The organism is Knoellia subterranea KCTC 19937 (assembly GCF_000768685.1).
Classification (GTDB): Bacteria; Actinomycetota; Actinomycetes; order Actinomycetales; family Dermatophilaceae; genus Knoellia; species Knoellia subterranea.
In genome coordinates, this window is record NZ_AVPK01000008.1 from 120,008 (window position 1) to 144,707 (window position 24,700).

The 24,700-nt window shown below is 70.9% G+C and carries 20 protein-coding genes and 2 riboswitches; of the genes, 8 read left to right on the forward strand and 12 right to left on the reverse strand.

What is annotated here, in order from left to right; translation table 11 throughout:
• The first annotated feature begins 11 nt into the window (after positions 1-11).
• Genes N803_RS13725 through N803_RS13735 form a run of 3 tightly spaced genes read left to right on the forward strand, consistent with a single transcriptional unit; the run spans position 12 to position 2,231 of the window.
• Positions 12-791 carry a sulfite exporter TauE/SafE family protein gene (locus N803_RS13725; protein WP_035906209.1) on the forward strand — a complete coding sequence of 260 codons (780 nt, stop codon included), beginning with the start codon at positions 12-14 and terminating at the stop codon, positions 789-791.
• Positions 778-1,464, forward strand: a complete 687-nt coding sequence (locus N803_RS13730) for a nucleoside/nucleotide kinase family protein (protein WP_084764525.1) — start codon at positions 778-780, stop codon at positions 1,462-1,464. The genes N803_RS13725 and N803_RS13730 overlap by 14 nt, the downstream gene beginning before the upstream one ends.
• Positions 1,461-2,231 carry a cobalt-precorrin-6A reductase gene (locus N803_RS13735; RefSeq protein WP_052112295.1) on the forward strand — a complete coding sequence of 257 codons (771 nt, stop codon included), beginning with the start codon at positions 1,461-1,463 and terminating at the stop codon, positions 2,229-2,231. The genes N803_RS13730 and N803_RS13735 overlap by 4 nt, the downstream gene beginning before the upstream one ends.
• On the opposite strand, the gene cbiB is transcribed toward N803_RS13735, so the two are convergent.
• From cbiB to N803_RS13770, 7 genes are read right to left on the reverse strand one after another with little or no spacing between them, the layout of a single operon-like run.
• Entirely contained in the window at positions 2,179-3,195 is a 1,017-nt protein-coding gene (gene cbiB / locus N803_RS13740) for an adenosylcobinamide-phosphate synthase CbiB (protein ID WP_425402415.1), read from the reverse strand. The two genes, N803_RS13735 and cbiB, sit on opposite strands and share 53 nt — an antisense overlap.
• Positions 3,195-3,734, reverse strand: a complete 540-nt coding sequence (gene cobU / locus N803_RS13745; RefSeq protein WP_342666694.1) for a bifunctional adenosylcobinamide kinase/adenosylcobinamide-phosphate guanylyltransferase — start codon at positions 3,732-3,734, stop codon at positions 3,195-3,197. Before cobU ends, cbiB begins: the two co-directional genes overlap by 1 nt.
• 2 nt (positions 3,735-3,736) lie before the next feature.
• On the reverse strand, positions 3,737-4,504 hold the full coding sequence (locus tag N803_RS13750) for an adenosylcobinamide-GDP ribazoletransferase (protein WP_035906213.1): 768 nt from the start codon (positions 4,502-4,504) through the stop codon (positions 3,737-3,739).
• A gap of 15 nt (positions 4,505-4,519) precedes the next feature.
• Entirely contained in the window at positions 4,520-5,527 is a 1,008-nt protein-coding gene (gene cobA / locus N803_RS13755; RefSeq protein ID WP_035906217.1) for a uroporphyrinogen-III C-methyltransferase, read from the reverse strand.
• On the reverse strand, positions 5,524-8,016 hold the full coding sequence (gene cobBC, locus N803_RS13760) for a bifunctional hydrogenobyrinic acid a,c-diamide synthase/histidinol phosphate aminotransferase CobBC (protein WP_035906220.1): 2,493 nt from the start codon (positions 8,014-8,016) through the stop codon (positions 5,524-5,526). Before cobBC ends, cobA begins: the two co-directional genes overlap by 4 nt.
• Positions 8,013-8,627, reverse strand: coding sequence for a cob(I)yrinic acid a,c-diamide adenosyltransferase (gene cobO, locus N803_RS13765; RefSeq protein WP_035906221.1), 615 nt, complete (start codon positions 8,625-8,627; stop codon positions 8,013-8,015). Before cobO ends, cobBC begins: the two co-directional genes overlap by 4 nt.
• Positions 8,627-10,732 (reverse strand): magnesium chelatase subunit D family protein, encoded by a 2,106-nt coding sequence (locus N803_RS13770; protein WP_035906223.1) that lies wholly within the window; start codon positions 10,730-10,732, stop codon positions 8,627-8,629. Before N803_RS13770 ends, cobO begins: the two co-directional genes overlap by 1 nt.
• An 85-nt stretch (positions 10,733-10,817) precedes the next feature.
• A riboswitch (cobalamin riboswitch) is annotated at positions 10,818-10,884 on the reverse strand.
• A 68-nt stretch (positions 10,885-10,952) separates the two neighbouring features.
• On the opposite strand from N803_RS13770, the gene N803_RS13775 reads away from it, so the two are divergent.
• The 3 genes from N803_RS13775 (at position 10,953) to N803_RS19050 (ending at position 13,240) form a co-directional block, all read left to right on the forward strand.
• The gene (locus tag N803_RS13775) at positions 10,953-12,206 is read left to right on the forward strand and encodes a bifunctional cobalt-precorrin-7 (C(5))-methyltransferase/cobalt-precorrin-6B (C(15))-methyltransferase (RefSeq protein ID WP_052112297.1); all 1,254 of its coding nucleotides are present in this window, start codon (positions 10,953-10,955) and stop codon (positions 12,204-12,206) included.
• On the forward strand, positions 12,203-12,949 hold the full coding sequence (locus N803_RS13780) for a cobalt-precorrin-4/precorrin-4 C(11)-methyltransferase (protein ID WP_035906225.1): 747 nt from the start codon (positions 12,203-12,205) through the stop codon (positions 12,947-12,949). Before N803_RS13775 ends, N803_RS13780 begins: the two co-directional genes overlap by 4 nt.
• Positions 12,950-13,108: 159 nt before the next feature.
• Positions 13,109-13,240 (forward strand): hypothetical protein, encoded by a 132-nt coding sequence (locus tag N803_RS19050; RefSeq protein WP_281175013.1) that lies wholly within the window; start codon positions 13,109-13,111, stop codon positions 13,238-13,240.
• Positions 13,241-13,258: 18 nt separating this feature from the next.
• On the opposite strand, the gene N803_RS13785 is transcribed toward N803_RS19050, so the two are convergent.
• Genes N803_RS13785 through N803_RS13795 form a run of 3 tightly spaced genes read right to left on the reverse strand, consistent with a single transcriptional unit; the run spans position 13,259 to position 16,709 of the window.
• A complete protein-coding gene (locus N803_RS13785; protein WP_084764526.1) occupies positions 13,259-14,896 on the reverse strand; it encodes a precorrin-2 C(20)-methyltransferase in 1,638 nt (545 codons plus the stop codon).
• Positions 14,893-15,564, reverse strand: coding sequence for a precorrin-8X methylmutase (locus N803_RS13790; protein WP_035906227.1), 672 nt, complete (start codon positions 15,562-15,564; stop codon positions 14,893-14,895). The genes N803_RS13785 and N803_RS13790 overlap by 4 nt, the downstream gene beginning before the upstream one ends.
• Positions 15,561-16,709, reverse strand: coding sequence for a cobalamin biosynthesis protein CobG (locus N803_RS13795; protein ID WP_245617275.1), 1,149 nt, complete (start codon positions 16,707-16,709; stop codon positions 15,561-15,563). Before N803_RS13795 ends, N803_RS13790 begins: the two co-directional genes overlap by 4 nt.
• Positions 16,710-16,762: 53 nt before the next feature.
• A riboswitch (cobalamin riboswitch) is annotated at positions 16,763-16,847 on the forward strand.
• 78 nt (positions 16,848-16,925) lie between these two features.
• Between N803_RS13795 and cobN the strand changes: the two genes are divergently transcribed.
• Together cobN and bluB are read left to right on the forward strand one after the other, a co-directional pair.
• A complete protein-coding gene (cobN, locus tag N803_RS13800; protein WP_035906228.1) occupies positions 16,926-20,579 on the forward strand; it encodes a cobaltochelatase subunit CobN in 3,654 nt (1,217 codons plus the stop codon).
• Positions 20,580-20,581: 2 nt separating this feature from the next.
• Positions 20,582-22,396, forward strand: a complete 1,815-nt coding sequence (gene bluB / locus N803_RS13805) for a 5,6-dimethylbenzimidazole synthase (protein ID WP_245617277.1) — start codon at positions 20,582-20,584, stop codon at positions 22,394-22,396.
• Here bluB and cobF read toward each other — a convergent pair.
• Positions 22,368-23,234: a precorrin-6A synthase (deacetylating) gene (cobF, locus tag N803_RS13810; protein WP_084764528.1), complete on the reverse strand. Its 867-nt coding sequence runs from the start codon at positions 23,232-23,234 to the stop codon at positions 22,368-22,370. The two genes, bluB and cobF, sit on opposite strands and share 29 nt — an antisense overlap.
• Positions 23,231-24,667: a cobyric acid synthase gene (locus N803_RS13815; protein WP_035906235.1), complete on the reverse strand. Its 1,437-nt coding sequence runs from the start codon at positions 24,665-24,667 to the stop codon at positions 23,231-23,233. The genes cobF and N803_RS13815 overlap by 4 nt, the downstream gene beginning before the upstream one ends.
• Between the last annotated feature and the right edge of the window lie 33 nt (positions 24,668-24,700).

Here is a 24,700-nt window from a genome sequence, read left to right on the forward strand (position 1 = left end):
CTGCTGCGGCCGTGCCGGATCCCGACCTGACGACCTTCGCGCTCATGGCGCTGGCGGGTTTCGTCGCGGGTTGGGTCGATGCGGTCGTCGGTGGTGGCGGGCTCGTGCAGCTTCCGGCGCTGTTGCTCGGTTTCCCCGGCGCGACGCCGGCGCAGCTGCTCGCCACGAACAAGTTCGGCTCGATCTGGGGCACGGTCACGAGCGCCGCCACGTACTGGCGGCGGGTCAAGCCCGACCTGCGTACCGCCCTGCCCATGGCCGGCGTGGCCTACATCGGCGCGATCGGTGGAGCGCTCATCGGGCTGCACATCCCGAAGCCGGCGTTCAACCCGATCATCCTCGTGATGCTCATCGGCGTCGGTGCCTACACGCTCTTCAAGCCCTCCCTCGGCACGTCGACGGCTCTCCGGTGGGACGGCACGCGGCACACAGTCGTCGCGATGCTTGTCGGGTTCGTCATCGGTGTCTATGACGGCGCGCTCGGGCCGGGGACGGGCTCGTTCATGGTGTTCGCGCTCGTCGGACTCATGGGCTATGCGTTCCTCGAGGCCAGCGCCAAGGCCAAGATCGCGAACTTCGCGACCAACCTGGGTGCGCTCACGGTCTTTGCGCCCGGGGGTCACGTCATGTGGAAGGTCGGCGCCGTCATGGCCGTCGCCAACCTGCTCGGTGGCTACGTCGGCGCTCGCACGGCCGTGTCGCTGGGGAGCAAGTTCGTGCGCATCGTCTTCATCTGCGTCGTCGTCGCCTTCACCATCCGGATCGGCGGGCAGGTCCTTGGCATCTGGTGAATCCCGCTCTGTCGAGGACCTGTTGGGGCGGTTGGAGTCCCTCGTCGCTCGGGTTGCTCCGCGTCGGGCCGTCCTCGGGATCGCCGGGCCACCGGGAGCCGGCAAGACGACCCTGGTGAGCCGACTGCTCACCGCCGTGACGGCATACGAGGGTCTCTCTGGACGGGTCGCGCACGTGCCGATGGACGGCTTCCACCTCACGAACGCGGAGCTCGACGCGTTGGGGCGACGTGACCGCAAGGGCGCGCCGGACACGTTCGATGCCATCGCGTATGCCGGTGTGCTGGCTTCCACTCGCGCGGTGCCTCGCGCGGTGGTCGCGGCACCGACGTTCGATCACGGGCTGGGTGAGCCGGTGGCGGCTGGTGCGGTGGTGCCGGTGGATGCGGATCTCGTGGTGACGGAGGGGAACTACCTGTTGCTGGGCTCGGGGGACTGGGCCGCCGTGCCGCCGCTGCTCGACGAGGTGTGGTGGTGTGCCCTGGACGGGGAGGTTCGCGTGTCGCGCCTCGTGGCGCGGCACGTGGAGACCGGGCGTGGCCTTGAGGACGCGACCGAGTGGGTGCTGCGGTCCGATGAGGCGAACGCGCAGGCTGTGGTCGATGCTGCCGGAGAGGCCCGGGCCGACGTGGTGTTCGTCGATGGATCCGTTGTGCGAGAGGGACGTTCGTGACTCGGGTGCTGTTGTTGGGGGGTACGGCGGAGGCTCGGGCACTGGCTGCGGCGTTGGTCGATGCCGGGGTGGAGGTCGTGTCGTCGCTGGCCGGGCGGGTGTCCCGCCCGCGACTGCCCGTGGGGGAGGTGCGAGTCGGCGGGTTCGGTGGGGTCGAGGGTCTGGCGGGTGAGATCGCCCGTGGTGGCTTCACGCATCTCGTCGATGCGACGCATCCGTTCGCGGTTGGGATGACGGCCAACGCGGGGGCCGCGGCGCGTTTCGCTGGCGTGCCGTGTCTGCGGCTGGCCCGGCCGGGGTGGGCCGGGCATCCGGACGCGGGTTCGTGGCACTGGGTGTCGGACTATGAAGCTGCGCGTGCCGTGGCGGAGTCGTTGAGGGCTCGGCGGCCGTTCGTCACAACAGGTCGGCAGACGTTGCAGCACTATGCGAGCTGGGCTGACCGGGACGCCGTGGTGCGGGTCGTGGAACCTCTGGACGCGGACGCACCCGCCCGGTGGACCGTGGTGTTGGACCGCGGACCCTACGACGTGGCCGGCGAGACGGCGCTGATGCACGAGCACGCGCTGGATGTCATGCTCACGAAGGACTCGGGCGGTGATTACACCGCGGCCAAGCTGACCGCAGCACGCGAGCTGGGTGTGCCGGTCGTCGTCGTGAAGCGCCCTGAGGTGCCCGTCGGTCTGGACGAGGTCGCCTCAGTGCCCGACGTCCTCACCTGGCTGAATGGCGGGAGCGGGTCAGGAGTCGGGCGGTGGCGAGGGTGACGAGGGCTGCCACCGAGAGGCGGCGTAGGTGCTTCGTGGTGCGGGCGATGTCGTTCACGGTCACGGGTGGGCCGTCGCCAAGGTGCCCGCGGTCCTCGTCGACGCCGTCGTAGTGGTTCGTGCCGCCGAGTCGGACCCCCAGGGCTGCCGCCCATGAAGCTTCAACCGGCCCCGCGTTGGGGCTGGGGTGGGCGGGGGCATCGCGTCGCACGGTGTCGATGACCGCGCTGGCACGGTGGCGGTCCGTTTGCCCAGCGAGGGCGGCGTTGAGCGCCACCGTGAGACGTGCGGGGATCCAGTTGGCCACGTCATCGAGCCGGGCCGCGGCCCAGCCGAACTCGCGGTAGCGCTCGTTGCGGTGGCCCCACATCGCGTCGAGGGTGTTGATCGCGCGGTAGCCGACGAGGCCCGGCACGCCCGCCACGGCTCCCCAGAACAGTGGCGCCACCACGGCGTCCGCGGAGTTCTCCGCGAGACTCTCGACACAGGCGCGCGCGATCTCGTCCGCGTCGAGGGCGCTCGGGTCACGGCCCACGAGGTTGCGGATGCGCTGGCGTGCACCAGCTACGTCGTCGGCGGTGAGCAGGTCGTCGATGGCTTCACCCTCGCGTTCGAGGGAGCGTCCACCGACCACGGCCCACGTGGCTGCGGCCGTCACCGCCACTCGGGCAGCGGTGGGGAATCGACGCTCGAGGAGACCGAGACCTGCGGCTGAAGCGACGAGCATTCCGACACCCACGGCGCCCCGGGTGCGGCTGGGCGCGTGGATCCGCTGCTCCAGAGCCGCGGCGAGCTGACCGAAACCGGCCACGGGATGGCCCCGTCGCGGGTCGCCGAACGCCCGGTCGGCCAGGAAGCCCAGCACGAGCCCGGCCGCGACCGGATCGAGTCGTCTCGAGGAGCCTGACAGGCGCCGTGAGACTGCAGTTTGCGTCGTGCTCTGGGACATCAGGGCAGGAGCCATCACGGCTGACTCAGGGGGAGGACGTGGCCGGCAACGACGAGGAGGACGCGGTCACTGGCCCGTGCGATGTCCTGGTTGAGCCGTCCGAGTTCGTCGGCGAAGATCCGCCCCGAGCGGTGCTCCGGGACGACGCCCCACCCGACCTCGTTCGTCACGGCCACGACGTCGTGGGGGCAACGAGCCCATGCCTCAACCACGGCGGAGGTGCGCTGGTGCAGGGCCTCCTGCCACGACTCCCGCGGGGCTTCCCACACGTCGAGCTCGTCGAGGGCGCTCGTGAGCCACGTACCGAGGCAGTCAATGAGGGCTGGCCCGGTCAGGGCTTCGAGGGCGTCGGCGAGGTCGCGGGTCTCCACCGTCGACCAAGACGTCGGGCGACGATCCCGGTGTGCGGCAATGCGGTTCGCCCAGTCCGGGTCGTCAATGGACGGTCCTGTCGCGACGTAGGTCGCTGATCCGTGCGGCGCCATCTCGGCCAAGAGTTTCTCGGCCACCATGGACTTCCCGGAGCGGACCCCGCCGGTCACGAGTGTCCGCACGGTCACCACCTCCCTGACGCGAGGACGACGAGCAGGACGGTGAAGGCCACTTCGGTCGACGCCCCCATGACGTCACCCGTGACGCCACCGAAGACGCGACGGCAGGTTCGCAGGAGCAGCCCCACGGCCACGCCTGCCAGCACGACTACGACAGCCCCGCTCCAAGGAGACAGCCCCGATGCGGCGGCGACCAAAGTCAGTAGTGCCGCGACGACGACACCCCCGAGACCAGCCACCCAGATCGGGACGGAACCAGCGACGACGGCGCCGAGGCCGCTGGGGCGGGCGGACGGCATACCGGATCGGCAGGTGAGCAGGAGGGCTGCGCGCGAGGCGACCACGACGGCTGCGGTGAGCAACCAGCCCCACGGGCGAGCCACGACCGCCGACAGTGCGGCGACCTGGACGAGGAGGATGAGCACGACGGCAGCCACACCCATCGGGCCGACGTCACTGCGACGCATGATCTCGAGGGCCCGTTCGCGGGTCCACCCGCCACCGATCCCGTCGACCGTGTCGGCGAGCCCGTCGAGGTGCATCGCACGGGTTCCACCAGCAAGCACCGCGACCGTGAGAGCCGCGACGACGAGCGGCGGCAACACAGCCAGGTCACCGAGCGCGACGACGACCGCGGCCGCCATCGCCACCGGCAACGCCGCCACGGGGGAAAGCGACATGGCCCAGCGCGCGTGCCCGGGAGTGGGGTCGGCGATCTGGCCAACCGGTACGACGGTCAGCGTCCCCACTGCCAGGCGCAGCCCAGAAGCCATGTCGGACAATGGAACTCAGTCCTCGAGCGCTGCGACGACCGGACCGATGACGGTGATGGCCGGCGCGGTGATGTCCTGCTCGGCAGCGGCGTCGGCGATCTGAGACAAAGAGGCCCGTGCCATCCGCTGGCTCGGCATCGCGCCGTCGGCGATGGACGCAGCGGGCGTGTCTGGATCGAGGCCGTGCTCGATGAGGACATCGGCGATCTCGGCGATCGCGGCCACGCCCATGAGCACGACGATCGTCAGGCCGCTCTGCGCCAGCGCCGCCCAGTTGGCGTCGTTGCGCTCATCCCGGGGGCCGACGTGGCCGGACACGACGACGAAGCCCTGCGTGAGCCCGCGGTGGGTGAGGGGGATGCCGGCGAGCGCGGGTACGGCCACCGCGGACGTCACTCCCGGAATGACCTCGACGGGTATGCCGTGTGCCCGGCACGCCAGCCACTCCTCGCCTCCGCGGCCGAAGACGTAGTTGTCGCCGCCCTTGAGGCGGACGACGTACTTGCCGGCGAGGGCGTGCTCGACGAGGAGGTCGTTGATCGCCTCCTGTGGCGTGAAGGCACCCCGCGGGATCTTGCCCACGTGGATGACCTCGGCGTCGGGTCGTGCCTGCGAGAGTGCGGACAGGGGAGCGAGCCGGTCGCAGACGAGGACGTCCGCGTGTTGGATCGCGCGCAGGCCCGCGACAGTGAGGAGGTCGACGGAGCCTGGGCCGCCGCCGACGAGGCTGACCCGGCCCTGGGGCGTGTCGGCTGTGGCTGCTGTGTTGTCGGGGGAGGTCGTCATGGGGTCGCGCAGGACGACGTCGAAGTCGGTGATGTGGACCTCGTCGATGACCGTGGCGAGCTGCCGTCCCTCGAGGTCCGCCATGACAGCACGGGTCTCGGGGGTCGTGGACCCCATGGGAGTGATCGTGACGTGGGCGCCCTGGTCGGTGAGGGCATGCACGGTCTCGGCGACGCGGGGTCCCGGCCACGTGATCAGGACGCGCGCACCGTGCGGCACGGGAAGGGTGAGGCTCATGCGATGCGCTCCTTCGAGGTGGCGACGGTGGCGAGCTCGCGGAGCATTCCGTCGATGGTGTGGGGGTCACGGACCGCGATGCGTACCCACGTCGGGCCGAGCCCGGGGAAGGTGTCACCGCGACGCAGGGCGTACCCGCGCTCTCTCATGGTCTCGCGCACACCCGCGCCAACCTCGACGAGGACGAACGATGTGGCGGAGTCGACAGGGGCCAGGCCGAGATGCCGCAGACCGCGGAGCAGGTGCGCCCGCCACAGTTCGGTCTCGGCAACGGCGGCCTCCGCTTCGCGCTGGGCAGCCGGTGTCGTCGTCGCCTCCATGACCGTGGCCGCGAGAGTGCTGACCGACCAGTGCGGTTGGTGACGCGCGAGGCCGGCGACGACGTCGGGTGCACCGATGACGTAGCCCGCCCGCAGACCCGCGAGACCCCAGGTCTTCGTCAATGACCGTAGGACGAGCACGCCGTCCATGTACGACGCGATGAGCGAATCCGACTCTCCCGCAACGGTATCCATGAAGGCCTCGTCGACGACGAGCAGACGGCCCGGCTGGCGCAGCTGCTCGAGCGCCGCGCGGGGGTGGAGCACACCCGTGGGGTTGGTCGGGTTCCCGATGATGACCAGGTCCGCATCCTCGGGAACGTCAGCGGGCGAGAGGACGAACCCCTTGTCGGCGCGCAGCTCGACCCGTTCGGGCACGATGCCTGCCCGACGCAGCGCCGCTTCGGGTTCGGTGAACTGCGGGTGCACGACGACGGGCCGCTTGGCCTGCGTCATCCGGGCGAGCAGGACGAACGCCTCCGCCGCGCCGCTCGTGGGCAGCACCATGTCCTCGCCGACCGCGTGTCGGCGGGCGAGCGCTCGGCGCGCGTTGCGGACATCGGGGTATGCCGCGAGGTCGCCAATTCTGTCGCGGAGCCTTTGTGCCAGCCAGGTGGGAGGAGTGGTGAGGCGGACGTTGACGGCGAGGTCGACCAGCCCGGGATCGGTCTCCGCGTCGCCATGGTGCTCAAGGGGATCGCTGACGTGGCCAGCGTCATGATGATCCGGAAACCCTGCGCTTGGGGAGATGGTGGGCAGGGCTGTGCGAGAGCGGGTTTCGCCACTGTGCACGGCCTCGGCGAAGCGGGTCGCCAGGCCGGGGTGACCCGCCCAGTGGGTGTGCAGGTAGCTCGCGTGCAGGGTCGGTGATCCGGTTCCTGCGGGGTCGAGGGACCAGCCTTCGGGCGAGCCGTCGAGCAGCCAGGCAGCGCGTTCGCCCTGGCCGGGTGTGGTGCCGGTGCGGTGGAATTCGTGGCCGTGGACCCGTGTTCCGGCTGGTCCGAGCAGGGTGTCCTCGGGAGCGATCGCGGTGACATAGCGCAGAGTCAGGCGCGGGTTCATCGCGGCGGTCGTCGGCACGGCCCCGACGAGCGGAGAGCCGTCGACCGCCTCGGTCAGATAGAGCAGTCCGGCACATTCCGCGACGGTGGGCACGCCCGAGAGCACTGCGTCGCGAACGTCCGCGAGCAGTCTGGTGTTCGTCGACAGGGCGGTCGCGTGGACCTCGGGGAACCCGCCACCGAGGTAGAGACCGTCGGTCCCGGCCGGCAGCGCCGTGTCAAGAGCGGGGTCGAAGGTCACCGGTTCGCAGCCGAGGGCACGCAGCATCTCCTCGGTCTCTGCATACCGGAAGGTGAACGCACGTCCACCGGCGATCGCAACCCGGCGGGCCGGCATACCCTCAAGCGCCGCAGGCGACAGCAGAGCCGACGACGAAGCGGGTGGTGACCACGGCTCCACGTCGAGATCCGGTGCGCCAGAGGCGATCTCGACGAGGGCGTCGAGGTCGACGTACTCCGCAGTCTGCTCGGCCAACCGGTCGAGGGCAGCGGCGGCCTCGGGGCGCTCGGCTGCGGGCACGAGGCCCAGATGGCGGGACGGCGCGGACACGCCAGCGTCACGGGGCAGCACGCCAAGGACCGGCACTCCGAGCTGCTCGACGCTGCGCCGCACCTCATCCGCGTGACGCACCGACCCGGCCTTGTTGAGGATGACGCCGACGACGTGGACGTTGGGGTCGAACATCCGCAGCCCGTGGACCGTCGCAGCCACCGTGCGCGACGCCGAGGAAATGTCGATGACAACAACCACGGGCGAGCTCGTGAGGGTGGCGACGTGGGCCGTCGACGCCCACCCGTCCGTGCCGAGTCGGCCGTCGAACAGTCCCATGACGCCCTCGATGACGGTGAGATCGGCGGGCGTTGGCGTCACGGCACCGTGCGCGAGGAGGGGTGCCACGAGCGACTCGCCCTGGAGCCACGGGTCGAGGTTGCGACCCGGGCGTCCCGTCGCCAGCGCGTGGTAGCCCGGGTCGATGTAGTCCGGACCCACCTTGGCCGCGGCCACCGCCCGACCCGCCCGCGTGAGCGCAGCCATGACCCCGACGGCCACCGTCGTTTTGCCCTGGCCCGACGCCGCCGCAGCGATGACGAGCCGGGGGACGCTCACCACTCGATGCCCTTCTGACCCTTCTGGCCCTGGTCGAAGGGGTGCTTGACCTTCGTCATCTCGGTGACGACGTCGGCGATCTCGATGAGCGCCGGGTGCGGGTCGCGCCCGGTGATGACGACGTGCTGGTGGCCGGTGCGGGCGGACAGCACGGCAACGACCTCGTCGACGTCGACCCAACCCCACTTGAGGACATAGGTGAATTCGTCGAGCACATAGAGCCCGTGCGTCTCCGCCTCAAGGCGTCGGCGGATCTCCGCCCAGCCCTCACGCGCCGCCGCGGCGTGGTCCTCCTCGGACCCCGCCTTGCGCGACCACGACCAGCCCGAACCCATCTTGTGCCACTCGATCGGGCCGCCCTCGCCGGTCTCCTCGTGGAGCCGACCCAGCGCCTCGAGGGCCGACTGCTCGCCGATGCGCCACTTCGCCGACTTCACGAACTGGAAGACGCCGATCGACCAGCCCTGGACCCATCCGCGCAGTGCGAGGCCGAACGCCGCCGTCGACTTCCCCTTGCCCGTGCCGCCGTGGATGAGCAGCAGCGGCCGGTTGCGGCGCTGGCGCGTCGTGAGGCCGTCGGCGGCGGTGACGGGGACCTGTCCCTGGGCCATCAGGCCACCTTCCTTGAACGCCACACGTCGCGCGCCGTCGTCACCGACTCGACGATGGCGCCCGCGGCAACCTCGCCGAGCGGCACGTGCGTCGCGCCCATCCGGCTGGCGAGCTCGGCCGCCAGCCCCAACCTGAATCGCCCTGTCTCGCAATCGATCACGACCGCTTGGTGTCCCGTGCGACCCCACGCGTCGGCGACTGCGCGTGCCCGTTCGAGGGCGTCGCTGCCGGACGTCGCACGACCGTCCGTGACGACGACGAGCAGTGGTCGACGCTTCGGGTCGCGCAGCTTCTCGATGGCCAGGACCTTGGTGGCGGTGAGAAGTCCCTCGGCCAGCGGCGTCCGTCCACCGTGGGGGAGCGTGGCCAACGAGCGCGCTGCCGCGTCGACGGACGAGGTCGGGTGCAGCGCCACCTCGGCGCCGGTCCCGCGGAACGTCACGAGCCCCACTCGGTCTCGTCGCTGGTAGGCATCGAGCAGCAGCGACAGCACCGCAGTCTTGACCTCCTCCATCCGCTTGCGCGCCCCCATCGAGCCGGACGCGTCGACGGCGAGGAGCACAAGATTCGACTCCTGCCCCTGAGTGACCGCGGTGCGGAGGTCAGCCGGCTGGATGGACAGGCGTCCGTATGCCGTCCCGCGCGTTCCGCGGTGCCGTGCGGCTTCCGTGATGGTCGCGAGGAGGTGGACCCGGCCACGCGTACCCGTCGTGGCGCCGATCGTGTGCCCGGTCGAGGTCAGTGCCCGGCTGCGCCGCCCTGCTTCGCCGGTGCCCAGACCGGTGAGAGTGAGGGCGCGCGCTCGAAAGGGTGCGCCCGCCGCTGCGACGCCGACGGGGACTGCGGCGGGCTCGTCCGGGCTGCTGGTGGAGTCGCCATCACCCGGCTCGGGTGCCTCCGGTGTGGGCGTCTCGCTCAGGTCCGCGTCCTGCTGACTGTCGTTCTGCTGACTCTCGTTGCGACTGTTCTTGTCCGGGCCGCCGCTCGGACCGCCATCGGGTCCGTCTTTGTCGGGACCGTCGCTCGGCCCCTTGCCCTGGGGTCCCTTGTCGCTCGGGTCGGTGGGCTCGCTCGGGTCAGTGGGGTCAGTGGGCTCGGGTACCTCGTCGAGCAGCCGCTCGAGCAGGTCCTCGTCGAGCCCCGGGGCATCGAACGGGTTGCGCCGACGCCGGTGCGGCAGGGCGAAGATCGCGGCGGCCCGGACGTCCTCGCGGGCGACGGACGTCCGGCCGTGCCAGGCCGCGTGGGCCATCGCTGCGCGCGCCGTGACGATGTCGGCCCGCATCCCGTCGACCTCGAAGCCAGCACACACCCGGGCGATCGTCGAGAGCGCCCAGTCGCTCAACTCGACTGACTCCACCGCGGAACGCGCGGAGGCGACGCGGTCCGCGAGGTCGCGCTGCGCGGCGGCATACGCATCCGAGAAGGCGACCGGATCGGCGTCGAACGCGAGTCGGCGACGGACGACCTCGGCACGCAGCTGCGGGTCGCGCGACGCGGCGACCTCGACGGTGAGGCCGAAGCGGTCGAGGAGCTGGGGGCGGAGCTCGCCCTCCTCGGGGTTCATCGTGCCGACGAGGACGAGTCGTGCCGCGTGCGAGACCGACACCCCGTCGCGCTCGACGGTGTTGCGCCCCATCGCGGCTGCGTCGAGGAGGAGGTCGACGAGGTGGTCGTGGAGGAGGTTGACCTCGTCGACGTAGAGGATGCCGCGGTGCGCGTCGGCGAGCAGCCCGGGCTGGAACGCCGCTTCGCCGGACCCGAGGGCTTTGCCCAGGTCGAGTGAGCCGATGACGCGGTCCTCGGTGGCGCCGACGGGGAGTTCGACGAGGCGAGCGGGGTGCTCAGTCGTCGCCGACTCGGGGGCGTGCGGACCATCGGGGCAGGTCGGGTCGGGACGCGCGGGGTCGCAGCCGAACCGGCACCCCTCGACGACGTCATGGGCCGGCAGCAGCTCGACGAGACCGCGCACGATCGTCGACTTGGCGGTGCCCTTCTCTCCGCGCACGAGGACGCCACCGATGCCCGGCGACACGGTCGTGAGGATGAGGGCGAGGGAGAGGTCGTCCGAGCCGACGACGGCGGTGAAGGGGTAGTGCGTCACGCGGGGCTTCTCCTTGGGGCGAGTGACCACGCTCGCCCGAGTCCGGCCCGCACCCGAGGCGTCGGGCACGAGAGCCCCCGGCGACGTCCTGGCTCTCCCGAACGCGTCGGGATCACAGTGGCGGGACCGCTCCGGACTTGCACCGGTATTCCTCGCGGGGGACCGGCGCCATCATGACACGCGCCGCCCGGGTGCCGCCGCGGTGTCTACAGTGAGCGCCGTGATCGACGTCGTCGGAGTACCTGCCGAGGGGCTCGAGGCCCTTGCGCCGGCCGAGCGGGGGCTCGTCGACGCCGCCCGGGTGCTGGTGGGGTCGCCCCGTCTGCTCGACCTCGTGCCTGTTCGCGAGGGCCAGGAGCGACGGTCGTGGCCCTCGCCCATGCTGCCCGGGCTTGAGTCCTTCCTTGCCCAGGTGGGCTCGGATGGCGTGGTCGTGCTGGCGACGGGTGACCCGCTCGTGTCGGGTGTCGGGACGACGCTCTTGCGGGTGCTCGGCGCTGGCTCCGTACGTGTCCACCCGGCGGTGTCGTCGGTCGCCCTGGCTCACGCTCGGATGGGGTGGCCGAGTGAGGTCACCTCGGTCGTGTCGCTCGTTTCCCGACCCGTGTATGCCGTCCGCCCCCGTCTCGCTCCCGGCGCCCGTCTCGTGGTGCTCTCGGCTGGGTCGAAGACCCCGGTCGAGCTGGCCCGCGTGCTCGTCGAGTTCGGGCTGGGTGACGCCCGGCTCACGGTCCTGGGCCACCTGGGCACGACGGAGGAGAGCCGATTCGACTGTGCCGCAGCGGAACTCGCGGCCGGAAAGGTTCCGGGACCGGACGGCATACCGACGCTCAATGTCGTTGCCGTGGAGGTGCCTGCGACAGCTGCGCTCTGGGGCACGACCCCCGGACTGCCGGACGATGCGTTCGCCCACGACGGCCAGATCACGAAGCGCGAGATCCGGGCCTTTGCTTTGGCGGCGCTGCGGCCCATGCCGGGCCAGCGGTTGTGGGACCTCGGGGCCGGCTCGGGGTCGGTCTCGGTCGAGTGGTGCCTCGCGGCCGATCGCGCCGCTGCCGTGGCCGTCGAGCGCGACGCGGCACGGGCGGCTCGGGTCGGGGAGAACGCTGCGGCGTATGGCGTTCCCGTTACCGTCGAGACGGGCTCGTCGATGGATGTCGTCGACGAACTCCCCACTCCTGACGCCGTATTCATCGGGGGCGGTGCCAGCGCCGACCTCATCGACGCGGCGTGGTCACGCCTCCCCGTGGGCGGCCGCCTCGTCGTCCACTGCGTCACGCTCGACACCGAGGCGGTCGTGGTCGCGGCGCACGGACGCCATGGCGGAGAGCTGCGTCGCGTCAGCGTCGAACGCGCCGAACCCCTCGGTCGGATGCTGTCGTGGCAGCCGGCCCGACCCATCGTCCAGTGGTCCGTAACCAAGGCCGCATCCATGCCGGCCACGGCGGAAGACCAAAACGCAGGAGCGTCATGACCGTCCACTTCATCGGCGCCGGGCCCGGCGCCGCCGACCTGCTCACACTGCGGGCGGTCCGGCTGCTGCAGGAGTCCCCGGTGTGCCTCTACGCCGGGACCTATCTCGACGCCGAGGTGCTCTCGCACTGCCCCGAAGGCGCCGAACTCATCGACACGCAGGACATCGACCTCGACGCGATCACGGCCCACCTCGTCGCAGCGCACCAAGCCGGGAAGGACGTCGCGCGGCTGTGCTCGGGCGACCCGTCCGTCTACTCCGCGATCGCCGAGCAGACCCGCCGCCTCGACCGGGCCTGGGTGCCCTGGGACGTGACTCCGGGGGTGCCCGCCTACGCCGCCACCGCTGCGCTACTCGGGCGTGAGCTCACCGTGCCCGAAGTCGCCCAGACGGTCGTCCTCACCCGGGCCCACCGGGACTCGACTGCGATGCCGCCGGGGGAGGAGCTGGCGACCTACGCGGCGACGAATGCGACACTCGTCCTGCACTTGGCCATCCGGCATACGCGGCGGTTGGCTGCTGAGCTCGCCGAGCACTACGGCGCGAATTGCCCTGTCGCAGTGGGCTCCCAGGTCTCGCAACCCGGCGAACTCATCCTGCGCGGCACCCTCGCCGACATCGCTGACCAGGTCGAGGCGCACGAGCTGCGTCAGGCCGCAGTCATCATCGTCGGCTGGGCGCTCGAGGCCGAGGACTTTGTCGAAAGTCACCTCTACGGGGCACGCATCCGCAACCGCGGCTGAGCGAGGATGCGGGCATGCCTGCACCCATCCCCGCCACGCTCGAACGCTCCATCGACATCGCGGCCTCGCCTGCTGAGGGCGCGGTGGAGCTACGAACTGGAGCCGACGTCGGCAGGGACACGGCTCACTGAGCGGCGTCATGGTGGCGAGGGGATGCCCGTGGTGGCTCTGACGTTCACGCGGCTCTTCCTCGGTGGGGGGAGTGGACACTCGGACGAGCTCGACGACCACATCGGCCAGAGCCTCGCCCGGATCAAGGTGATCGCGGAGCGAGGGACGCTCGCCGGCTGAGCGGACGTGCGCCGGGTGTCAGTCGACCCAGCGCGGCGTCCACACGCGACCCGTCGGCGTGACGCGCGTGCTCGTCGCCCCGATGACGACGAGGCAGCTCATGTCGACGGATGCCGGGTCGAGTTCGCCGAGCGTCGTGACGTGCAGGTCCTCTCCGTCGCGACCGACGTTGCGAGCGACCACAACGACCCGGTCGGGCTTGGCCACTTCGCGAACCGCGTCGAGCGCCTCACCGAGCTGGTGCGGACGGCTCCGCGAACGCGGGTTGTAGAGCGCGACAGCAAGATCCGCGCGCACGGCCGACGTCAGCCGTTCGAGGAGGACGTCCCACGGCTTGAGCCGGTCCGAGAGCGAGATCAGGGCGTGGTCGGCGCCGAGCAGAGCACCCGCGCGGGCGCTGGCGGCGTGCGCGGCGGTGATGCCCGGGACCACCTCGATCTCCACGCCGTCGAAGCGCGGATCCTCGGCCGCCTCGAACACCGCCGCCGCCATCCCGAACACGCCCGCGTCGCCACCGGAGACGACCGCCACGTCGTCACCAGCCAGAGCCAGCTCGAGCGCGTGCTGCCCACGGTCCACCTCGACGGTGTTGCCGCTCGCATGACGGGTCAGCCCAGGCCGCTGGGGGACGCGTGCGACGTAGGGCGCGTAACCAATGACGTGTTGCACGGTCCCGAGAACCTCGGCAGCTTCTGGGCTGAGCCACCGGTCCGGACCCGGACCGAGTCCGACGACATGAACCGTTCCCGTCGCGGATTGCGCTGCGACAGAACCGAGTTCGTATGCCGTCCGTTCGCCTTCGCCTTCGGCTCCGGCGTGCTCGTGGCGACGGACGCGACCGACCAGGCTCTCGGCTCGGGCCATCGTCGTGGAGCCGAGTCCGGCCCGCCCGGCAGCGTCGGCGCGCTTGTCCTCGCCGGGCACGATGACGATCGACATGTAGGGCACGGTGTCCGCGTCGACGTCGCGGACGGGGACGACGCGCTGCCCTGCCCGACTTGCATGCTCGACATAGACCGCGCGGTCGAGGAGCCCTGCCTGGTGGAGTGCCTCGCGGACGCCGGCGAAGGTACGGCCCAGCTTCATGATCACCGCGGCGTCGGTGTCGGCGAGGCGGCGGGCGAGCTCGGGGACGGGCAGCGTGCCGGGAAGCACCGTCACGGTGTCCTCGTGGCGGGAGAGGCCTGAGCCCACGGCGGCGGAGGCGGACGACATGGCGGTGATGCCGGGTACGACCTCGGTGGGGAAGTCGTCGCGCAAGGCGTCGTGGACATACATGAACGAGCCGTAGAAGAGCGGGTCGCCCTCAGCGAGGCAGACGACGCTGCGTCCTGCGTCAAGGTGAGCCCGGAACCGTTCCGCGCACTCGTCGTAGAAGTCGGCCAGGGCCCCGTAGTAGCCACCGGGGTGGTCGGTCGTCCCCGTCGTCACGGGGTAGACAAGGGCCTCCTCGATGACACCCTCGCGCAGGTGGCCGGCTGCGATCGAGCGGGCGGTGGACTCCCGGTGGGCGGCGCGGTGGTAGGCGACGACGTTGGCCGAGGCGATGAGTGCGGCTGCCCGCAACGTGATGAGTCCGGGGTCGCCCGGCCCGACACCGACGCCATAGAGGTGGCCCGGCCGTGCGGCCATCGAGTCAGTGGCGCTGTCGCTCATGCGAGTTCGTCTTCATGGGCGAGGGCGTTGAGCGCGGCAGCTGCCATGGCGGATCCGCCACGACGGCCGTGCACGACGAGCCACGGGATCTGTTCCCCGTCGGCGAGACGGTGCTCCGCGAGAGCGACCTTGGACTCGGCGGACCCGACGAAGCCGACCGGCATGCCGACGATCGCAGCGGGGCGCGGGCCGCCGTCGAGGATGAGTTCGAGCAGGTGGAAGAGCGCGGTCGGGGCGTTGCCGATGGCGACCACGGCACCCTCGAGTCGGTCACCCCAGAGGGAGACGGCGGCGGCCGCACGGGTGGTGTCCCACTGCATGGCGAGTCCCGGTACCCGCTCGTCGCGCAGGGTGCAGAGGACCTCGTTGTCGGCGGGGAGACGTCGCCGGGTCACGCCGGAGGCGAGCATCTGAGAGTCGGTGATGATCGGGGCACCGTTGGACAGGGCCGAGCGGGCAGCCGCGACGACCTCGGGGTGCGCGGCGATCTCCGAGGTGATGGCGACGTCGCCGGCGGCGTGGATGATGCGCGTCGCGACGGTATGGAGGCCGGTGGGGAGCCCTCTGAGGTCGCTCTCATCCCGGATCATCGCGAACGAGCGGCGATAGATCTCCTGGCCGTCGGTGACGTAGTCGTAGCGACGGGTCGGGGCAGCGAGCTCGCTCACGTCTCTCCTCCGATGGGGACTTGGGTCAGGGATGTGACCACGTGGTCGACGGTCGGCGGTGCAACGAGGACGTGGTCGGACACCCCTGTGCCACACCGCCGTTCACACCCGACGACATGCACGTCCTGTGTGGAAGGAAGCCGTCGGGCGGCCACCAGCTCGGCCGCGGATCGCGCCAGGTCGAGGGTGGGGACCGTCGTACGTCGGCACGAAGGCGCGCCGACACAGGCAGAGAGTCTGGACCATGGGCCGGCGGCCTCGATCACCAGTCCCGCATCGCGGAGCACGTCCACCCGTGCGGCACCGTCCCGCACCACGACCGAGCGCCACGCCGTGACGACGGCCGGGGCGTCCGGACCGGCGACCTCGGCGAAGGCCGCGACGTGCTGCCGCGTGAGCATCCCCAACGGCACCCCGGCCACGACGTCCGGCCCCACAACACCCGGCCGCAACGGCCGACGTATTGCCCTGTTGGGACGCTTCGGCGCTTCGCGCGGCGTGTCCCAGGAGGGCAACAAGTCGGGGAGCAGAGTGGGTGGGAGGTCGCGGACGTTCCACGCGCCCTCGGGGGCGATCTCGACGAACCGCCGGGCCGCGTCGATCATCGCGGGCACGGCGTCACCGAGGGCTACCTCGGAAGCCAGCCCACCGGCATACACAACTCCGGAATCGGCCGAAAACTGTTGGTACGCAATGTCCCAGCGCTCCGACAGCACCGAACCCGAGGCATCCGAGAAGGCAAAAAGGAAGCGCCCCGGCAGCCGAGCCAGCACCGGATCGGCAACGAGGGCGGCGTCGAACGCCGCCACCATGCCGTCGAGTTCGCGAGCCAGGGGGGCAGCCACGACGTTGCGCACCCGCTCGTGCGTCGCCGACGGCAGCAGCCCCGTTGCCTCGATTGCCTCGACGAAGGCTGGAGGCAAGGGCGACGGCAACGCCCGCACCTGGAGGTTCCCCCGCGACGTCATTTGCACGACCGGCGCGCCGAAGCGCTCCGCGATCGCGACCACCTCGGACAGCACGGACGGCGCGACCCGGCCACCCGGCATACGGAGGCGCACGAGCGCACCGTCGTCGGCGAGGAACGGCCGGAGCAGCCCCGGGCAGCGGTCTGCCGGCGCTCGGGTGGTCGAGGGATCGGACACGGCGGTCACAGTAGCGGGGCGACCGGATACGCTGCCCCCGGCTGCGAGTCGACGGAACCCGGTGCAAGTCCGGGACGGTCCCGCCACTGTGAGCCCCGCCGCTGTTCGCGAGAGCAGGGAGCGAGGTGAGTCAGGAACGTCGTCGCAGCCGGCCCGGCGAACGTCCGGGTCCCAGCCATCACGGGGCGAGGACACCCCGGAAGGAGCCCACGGGCCATGCCGCGCATTGCACTCCTGTCGACTTCGGACACCGACCTCGTCTGCGCCCGGGCAAGCGGCGCCGACTGGGCCTGGGCCAATCCGGCCCGCCCCGCGCACACCTCGGTGGCCAGCGCGATCGAGGGCGCCGAGATCGTCGTGGCGCGCATCCTCGGCTCGCCGCAGGACCTCCCGGCCGAGCTCGCCGACGTGCGTGAGCGGGGCATCCCGCTCGTCGTTCTCGGTGGCGAACAGGCCCCGAACGCCGCCCTCATGGCCGAGTCGACCGCGCCGGCGGGTGTGGTCCACGAGGCGCACCGCTACCTCGCGCAGGGCGGTGCCGACAACGTGCGCGAGCTGCACGCGTTCCTCTCGGACACGCTGCTCATGAGTGGCGACACGTTTGAGCCGCCGGCCGAGCTGCCGCGCTGGGGGACTCTCGAGCGGGCGGTGGTGGAGGCCGACCCTGAGAACGAAAGCCCTCGGCCCCGCGTCGCAATCCTCTTCTACCGGGCGCAGTTCGCCGCCGGGAACACCGACTTCGCGCACGCCCTCGCCGACGCCGTCGACACCGCTGGGGGAGTGGGCGTGCCGGTGTGGGCGACCTCCCTGCGCGACGCTCCCGAGGACCTCCTCGGGCACCTCGGCACCTACGACGCGATCGTCACGACCGTGCTCGCGGCCGGCGGCACGCGCCCCGCGACGGCTTCCGCCGGTGAGGACGACGACGCCTGGAACGTCGCCGCCCTCGCGGCCCTCGACGTCCCGATCCTCCAGGGCCTCTGCCTCACGTGGAGCCGCGACGAGTGGGACGAGTCCGACGACGGCATGTCGCCGCTCGACGTCGCCACCCAGGTCGCCGTGCCGGAGTTCGACGGCCGGATCATCACCGTCGCGTTCTCGTTCAAGGAGACCGACTCCGACGGCCTGCCGCACTACGTCGCCGACCCCGAGCGGTGCGCCCGCGTCGCCGGGATCGCCGTCGGGCACGCCCGGTTGCGCCACACCCCGCCGGCCCAGCGACGCATCGCGATCGTCCTGTCGGCCTACCCGACGAAGCACTTCCGCATCGGCAACGCCGTCGGCCTCGACACACCGGTGTCGACGATCCGGCTGCTGCGCGCGATGCGCGAGGCGGGATACGACCTCGGAGAGCCGGGCGGAATCCCAGGCCTCGACGGCGTCGAGCCGCGTGACGGCGAGGCCCTCGACACGACGGCTGGCAACGCCCTCATCCACGCACTCATCGAGGCCGGCGGGCAGGACCCCGAGTGGCTCACCGACGGTCAGCTCACGGAGCACCACGTCCGCATTCCAAGCAGCCGGTATGCCGGGTGGTTCGCTTCGCTCCCCGCTCACCTTCGCGACGGGATGACGGAGGCGTGGGGCGAGGCGCCGGGTTCGCTGTTCGTCGACGACTCTGCTCTGGCGAGTGGCGGCGAAGCCGAAATCGTCTCTGCCGCACTGCAATCGGGCAATGTCGTGCTCCTTGTGCAGCCGCCGCGTGGGTTCGGCGAGAACCCCATCGCGATCTACCACGACCCAGATCTCGCGCCGACCCACCACTACATCGCGACGTATCGGTGGATCGAGGAGGAGTTCGGCGCCCACGCCATCGTGCACATGGGCAAGCACGGCAACCTCGAGTGGCTGCCGGGCAAGAACCTCTCCCTGTCGTCGGCATGCGGGTCGGACGCAGCGCTCGGATCCGTGCCGCTGATCTATCCGTTCCTCGTCAACGACCCGGGTGAGGGGACGCAGGCCAAGCGGCGGGCGCACGCGACGATCGTCGACCACCTCGTGCCGCCGATGGCACGTGCCGAGTCGTACGGCGACATTGCCCGACTCGAGCAGTTGCTCGACGAGTACGGCAACGTCTCGGTGATGGACCCGGCCAAGGCACCGGCCCTCCAGGGCGAGATCTGGACACTGCTCCAGGCCGCGAAGATGGACCAGGACCTCGGGCTGTCCGAGCGACCCGACGAGGAGGGCTTCGACGCCCTCGTCGGCGAGATCGACTACCACCTGTGCGCGATCAAGGACGTCCAGATCCGGGACGGACTGCACGTCCTCGGTGAGGCGCCCGAGGGGGAGGGGCTCGACAACCTCGTGCTCGCGATCCTGCGCGCCGGTCAGGTGTTCGGTGGAGCGCGCGACGGTGTGCCCGGGTTGCGCACCGCGTTGGGGCTCAGCGACACCGGGGCGTCGACGGCGGAGACCGACGCGGCGGAGACTGTGGCCAAGCGGCTCGTGTCGGCCGTGTCGGCCGCCAGGTGGGACGCCGGAGCCGTGCCGGGCATCGTCGCGGCCGAGTTGGGGACAGAGAACCGTGGGGTCGAGGCGTCGCTGCGCTTTGCCTGCGACGAGGTCGTCCCACGACTGGCCGGCACGACGGGCGAGATCCCGATGGTGCTGCACGCCCTCGACGGGGGGTACGTCCCGGCAGGCCCGTCGGGTTCGCCCCTGCGTGGGCTCGTCAACGTCCTGCCCACCGGCCGCAACTTCTATTCGGTCGATCCCAAGGCGATCCCGTCCCGGCTCGCGTACGAGACCGGTTCCGCGATGGCCGAGTCGCTGCTCCAGCGCTATCTCGACGATGAGGGCGAACTGCCCCGTTCGGTCGGGCTGTCGGCGTGGGGGACGTCGGCGATGCGCACGTCCGGCGACGACATCGGTGAGGTGCTCGCGCTGCTCGGCGTGACTCCCGTCTGGGACGAGCAGTCGCGTCGCGTCGTCGGGTTGGAGCCGATCCCCCTGGCCGAACTGGGCCGCCCTCGCATCGATGTCACGGTGCGTATCTCGGGCTTCTTCCGGGACGCGTTCCCGCACGTCATCAACCTGCTCGACGATGCCGTTGCGCTCGTCGTGGGCCTCGACGAGCCGCTTGAGCAGAACTTCCCGAAGGCACACGCCCTCGCAGACCTCGACGTCCACGGCGACGAACGACGTTCTCGCACAAGGGTGTTCGGCTCCAAGCCTGGCTCCTACGGTGCCGGCATCCTCCAGGTCGTCGAGTCGGGAACCTGGCGCGACGACAAAGACCTGGCGGAGGTCTACACCCAGTGGGGCGGGTTCGCCTACGGCCGCGACCTCGACGGCGCTCCGGCGCGGGACGACATGGAGCGCAACTACACCCGCATCCAGGTCGCCGCCAAGAACGTCGACAACGTCGAGTCCGACATCCTCGACTCCGACGACTTCTTCCAATACCACGGCGGAATGGTCGCGACGGTGAGGGCGCTCACGGGCGCCAGCCCAGCGGCATACGTCGGAGATTCGACGACCACAGCGAATGTGAAGACGCGCACGCTCCAGGAGGAGACGAACCGCATCTTCCGCGCCCGCGTCGTCAACCCGCGTTGGGTCGCGGCGATGCAGCGGCACGGCTACAAGGGTGCGTTCGAGCTCGCGGCGACGGTGGACTACCTCTTCGGGTTCGACGCGACGGCGGGCGTGGTGCACGACTGGATGTATGAGCGGATCGCCCAGGACTACGTCCTCGACAAGACGAACCAGGACTTCATGCGGCAGGCCAACCCGTGGGCGCTGCGCGGGATTGTCGAGAAGTTGTCCGAGGCGGCCGATCGTGGCCTCTGGGGGGAGCCCGACCCCGAGGTGATGGACGCGATGCGTCAGGTCTACCTCGACGTCGAAGGCGACCTCGAGGAGTGAGCGTGGAGGAGCGTTCGGCGGGCATGTGGCCGCGGCCCACACCGCTCGTGGGTGACACGACGAGCGCGCGGGAACGGGCGGACGATCCGAGCGGTTGGGCCTTTGGCGACGACGTCATCGAGGCGCTCGACGCGGTGATCGCCGGGCGTCGTGACATCCGGCGCTTCCGTCCGGATCCCGTGCCCTCCGACCTGCTTACCGAGGTCCTCACGGCCGGCCACCGGGCCCCGTCCGTCGGGCATTCGCAGCCGTGGCGGTTCATCGTCGTGCGCGACCCGTCCGTGCGCGATCGCGCCGCACACCTCGCCGACCGAGCACGACTCGATCAGGCAGCGCTCCTCACGAACGACCGCGCCGCCCGCATGCTCGACCTCAAGCTCGAGGGCCTGCGCGAGGCTCCCGTCGGTGTCGTCGTCGTGTGCGACCGCCGGACTCCAGCGGCAGGCGTGCTTGGGAGGGCGACGTTCCCCGACGCGGACCTCTGGTCCTGCGCCACCGCGATCGAGAACATGTGGCTCGCCGCTCGTGCCCGCGGCCTCGGCATGGGCTGGGTGACCCTCTTCGACCCGGACGAGTTGTCGTCCCTGCTCGGTCTGCCCGAGGACGTCGTGCCGATGGGGTGGATGTGCCTGGGTTGGCCGGACGAGCGCCCGCCGACGCCCGGCCTCGAGCGGGCAGCCTGGTCCAAGCGGCTTCCGCTCGAGGACGTCGTCATGGAGGATCGGTGGTTCGAGAACGTCGACGCATGGGCTCCCACGGCACCGGTCTCGCACCTCGGCGCTGCCCACGTCGGCGACGGCACCCACGCCGGACATGTCGCTCAGGCACTTCCCGCCGAGTCGCTCGTGGCCGCGACGGACACCGCCGACGGACTGCTGTCGCCGGCCGAGTCGCTCGGTGTGCTCGACCGTGTCGTGAGCCGGGTCGAAGCGCTGGGTCGCGGAGTCATGCCGCTCACCGGCACGCTCGTCCTCGTGGGCGCAGCCCATCCCGTCGCGGCGCTCGGGGTGAGTGCGTTCGAGGAGCGCGTGACGCGGGACGTCCTCGAAGCTGCGGTCGCGGGATCGGCCATGGGTGCCGTCGCGGCGCGTTCGGCCGGACTCGGACTCGTCGTCATCGACGCAGGCGTGCCGGGGGAGAAGCCGGTGGGTGGTGCTCTGCCGGCGCGGCCGCTGGACCTACGCGGTGATCTCTCGACCACGGACGCCCTGACTCGCGCCGACGTCGACCGTCTCCTCGCGACCGGTCGCCGCCTGGGCGAAGGTGCCGCGCGCACCGGGCTGGTCGCGTTGGGTGAGGTCGGCATCGGCAACACCACCGTGGCGGCCGCTCTGGCCTGCGCGGTCACGGGCCTCTCGCCGCTCGACGCTGTTGGAGTCGGAGCTGGGGCCGACTCCGACATCGTCGAGCGCAAGCGCACCGTCGTCGAGCAGGCCTTGGCGCGCATCGGTCCGCGCGCCACGGCCTGGCGCGCTGACCCCGCCGATCTGCTGGCCGCGGTTGGCGGTGCCGAGATCGCACTCCTCACCGGTGTCGTCCTGGGTGCGGCCAGCGGTGGTGCGCCGGTGGTCCTTGACGGTCTCGCGGGTTCGCTGCCGGGAGTGCTTGCGGTGTCCATCGAGCCAAGCGTTCAGTCCCACCTCATCGCGGGTCAGCGCAGCCGAGAGCGGGCCCACGCCGAGGTACTTCGCCTCCTCGGTCTCGAGCCGCTCCTGTCGCTGCGACTGCGCGCCGGCGAGGGTGTGGGCGCCGCGCTCGCCGCCTCACTCGTCCTGCAGGGTCTGAAGATCAGGCGGGGTGTGGCGCGGACGCAGTAGTCAGGGCGTAGGTGTCCATGATCCAGCCGTGCTCCTCGCGCAATTGGGCCCGCAGATCGATGAGCTCGTCGATGACGTCGGCCAGTCGCCCGGAACGCAGAACCTGTTGCGGAAGACCGAGATACGCACCCCAGTGGATGACGAGATCCGGTGCTCGCTCGACGAGCTCACGGCACTTCAGCGACCCGTCAAGCATGACGACGACGGTCCCGAGCTCGGGTGCCCACTCGTCGAGCAGTCGCCGCCCGGTCGTCACGTGCACCGGCTGCCCGATGCCGTTGAGGACGATGCCGTGCTCGGCGGCGAGAACCTGGATCGCCGACAGCCCCGCGACCACGCGCACATCGAGCGGCAGCCGCTCCGCGACGGCATCGACGATCCGGATCGTGCTGTCGTAGAACGCCGGGTCGCCCCACACGAGGAACCCGACCGTCTCACCCTCGGGAAGGCTCGCGATGATCTCGGCATAGCGGTCCGCTCGCGCTGCGTGCCACGCGTCAACACCCGCCCGGTATGCCGTCCTGTCCCGCTCCGCGTCCGGCCCGCGTTCCGGGTCGGTCACCGGGACGATGCGGTAGCTGCCCTCGTCGAGGAACTCCTCACAGATAGCACGACGCACGGCGACGAGCTCGTCCTTGACCTCACCCTTGTCGGCCACGAGGAAGACGTCGCACTCACGTAGTGCCGAGATGGCCTGACCGGTGACGTGGGCGGGGGAGCCGGTGCCGATGCCGATGACGCGGACTCGGCGTGAATCACACACGGGCACAGCGCCATTCGCGTCTGATCCGGCGTTCGTTCCAGCCGCGTCGTTCGTCTCTGTAGCAGTGCTCGTCATCGCGCCATCTCCAGAAGTGACTCGTGGTCCACGTGTTCCTCGACGGCGTCGGCGAGGGCGTCGATCATTGCCTCGCGGCGAGCGGTGAAGCCGGGTGCGGACAGGTCGGGAGTCCACGTCGAGCCCGCCGCAGCCGCCACCTCGAAGAGCCACGCCCGGCGGAAGTCGTCGCACTCGAGCGTGCCGTGCCAGATCGTCCCCCAGACGGACCCGGACGCGGTCCCACCGGGGAAGGTCCGATCGTCGTCGACGACACCGTGATGGATCTCGTACCCCTCGACCTCGTGACCCCGCCACGTGTCCGACGGGCGCGCCAGCACCTTCTCGGCGTGGAACGTGACGGTGGTCGGGAGCAGCCCCAGTCCCTCCACGCGACCCGCGGTCGAGCTCTCGACCGGGTCGTCGATCCACTGCGCCAACATCTCGTAGCCCCCGCAGATCCCGAGCACGGGCCGCCCCTGGGAGGCCCGCCACTCCACTACCTCGGCCAGACCGGTGGACCGCAGCCACTCGAGGTCGCTCACGGTCGCGCGCGAGCCAGGCAGGACGAGAAGGTCAGCTTCACGGCATACATCGACATCGGTCGTCACCCGAACGTCCACGCCTGGTTCAGCGGCCAGGGCGTCCACGTCGGTGGCGTTCGACGTACGAGGGAAGCGCACGACCGCAACCGACAGCCGGTCCGGCCGAGCGTCGGTCGAGGGCCGCCAGCGACCCACCGACAGGGCGTCCTCGGAGTCGAGCCAGACGCCCTCGAGCCAGGGGAGAACGCCCACGCTCGGCATCCCCGTCCGCTCCGTCACGACGTCGAGACCGGGAGCCAGGACGGACGCGTCGCCCCGGAACTTGTTGATGACGTAGGCGCGCAACAGTGCGCGATCCGAATCCGACACGAGCCCCCACGTGCCATACAAAGCGGCCAGCGCTCCACCACGGTCGATGTCGGCGACGAGGAGCGCAGGCAGCGAAAAACGCTGTGCCAGACCAAGATTCACGTAGTCACCCGCCCGCAGGTTGATCTCGGCTGGCGACCCTGCACCCTCGGCTACGACGACATCCACCGATTCGGCGAGCTCCTCAAAGGCGGCAAACGCCGCCTCCGCCAGATGCCGGCGCCCCGTCGCGTACTCACCCGCCACGAGCTGCCCCGCTGGCTGCCCCCGCAGCACGACGAACGCCTGCCGGTCACTGCCCGGCTTGAGCAGAACCGGGTTGTGCACCGACGACGGTTCGACCGCGGCAGCCACGGCCTGGAGCCACTGCGCCCGCCCGATCTCGGAGCCGTCGCGGCAGACCATCGAGTTGTTCGACATGTTCTGCGCCTTGAACGGCGCGACCCGAACCCCCTGGCGCGACCACAGTCGGCACAGCGCGGTCACGACGAGTGACTTCCCCGCATCGGAGCTCGTCCCCGTCACCAACAGTCCCGCCACGAGCCGAATCGTACGCAGCCCTACAGTTGCCGC

Excerpts from the sequence above, each read along its gene's own strand:
- cbiB (WP_425402415.1), bottom strand. The coding sequence starts at position 3,195 with ATGGCTCCTGCCCTGATGTCCCAGAGCACGACGCAAACTGCAGTCTCA.
- cobN (WP_035906228.1), top strand. The coding sequence starts at position 16,926 with ATGCCGCGCATTGCACTCCTGTCGACTTCGGACACCGACCTCGTCTGC.
- cobF (WP_084764528.1), bottom strand. The coding sequence starts at position 23,234 with ATGACGAGCACTGCTACAGAGACGAACGACGCGGCTGGAACGAACGCC.
- N803_RS13780 (WP_035906225.1), top strand. The coding sequence starts at position 12,203 with ATGACCGTCCACTTCATCGGCGCCGGGCCCGGCGCCGCCGACCTGCTC.
- cobA (WP_035906217.1), bottom strand. The coding sequence starts at position 5,527 with ATGAGCCTCACCCTTCCCGTGCCGCACGGTGCGCGCGTCCTGATCACG.
- N803_RS13750 (WP_035906213.1), bottom strand. The coding sequence starts at position 4,504 with ATGGCTTCTGGGCTGCGCCTGGCAGTGGGGACGCTGACCGTCGTACCG.
- cobO (WP_035906221.1), bottom strand. The coding sequence starts at position 8,627 with ATGGCCCAGGGACAGGTCCCCGTCACCGCCGCCGACGGCCTCACGACG.
- N803_RS13785 (WP_084764526.1), bottom strand. The coding sequence starts at position 14,896 with ATGAGCGACAGCGCCACTGACTCGATGGCCGCACGGCCGGGCCACCTC.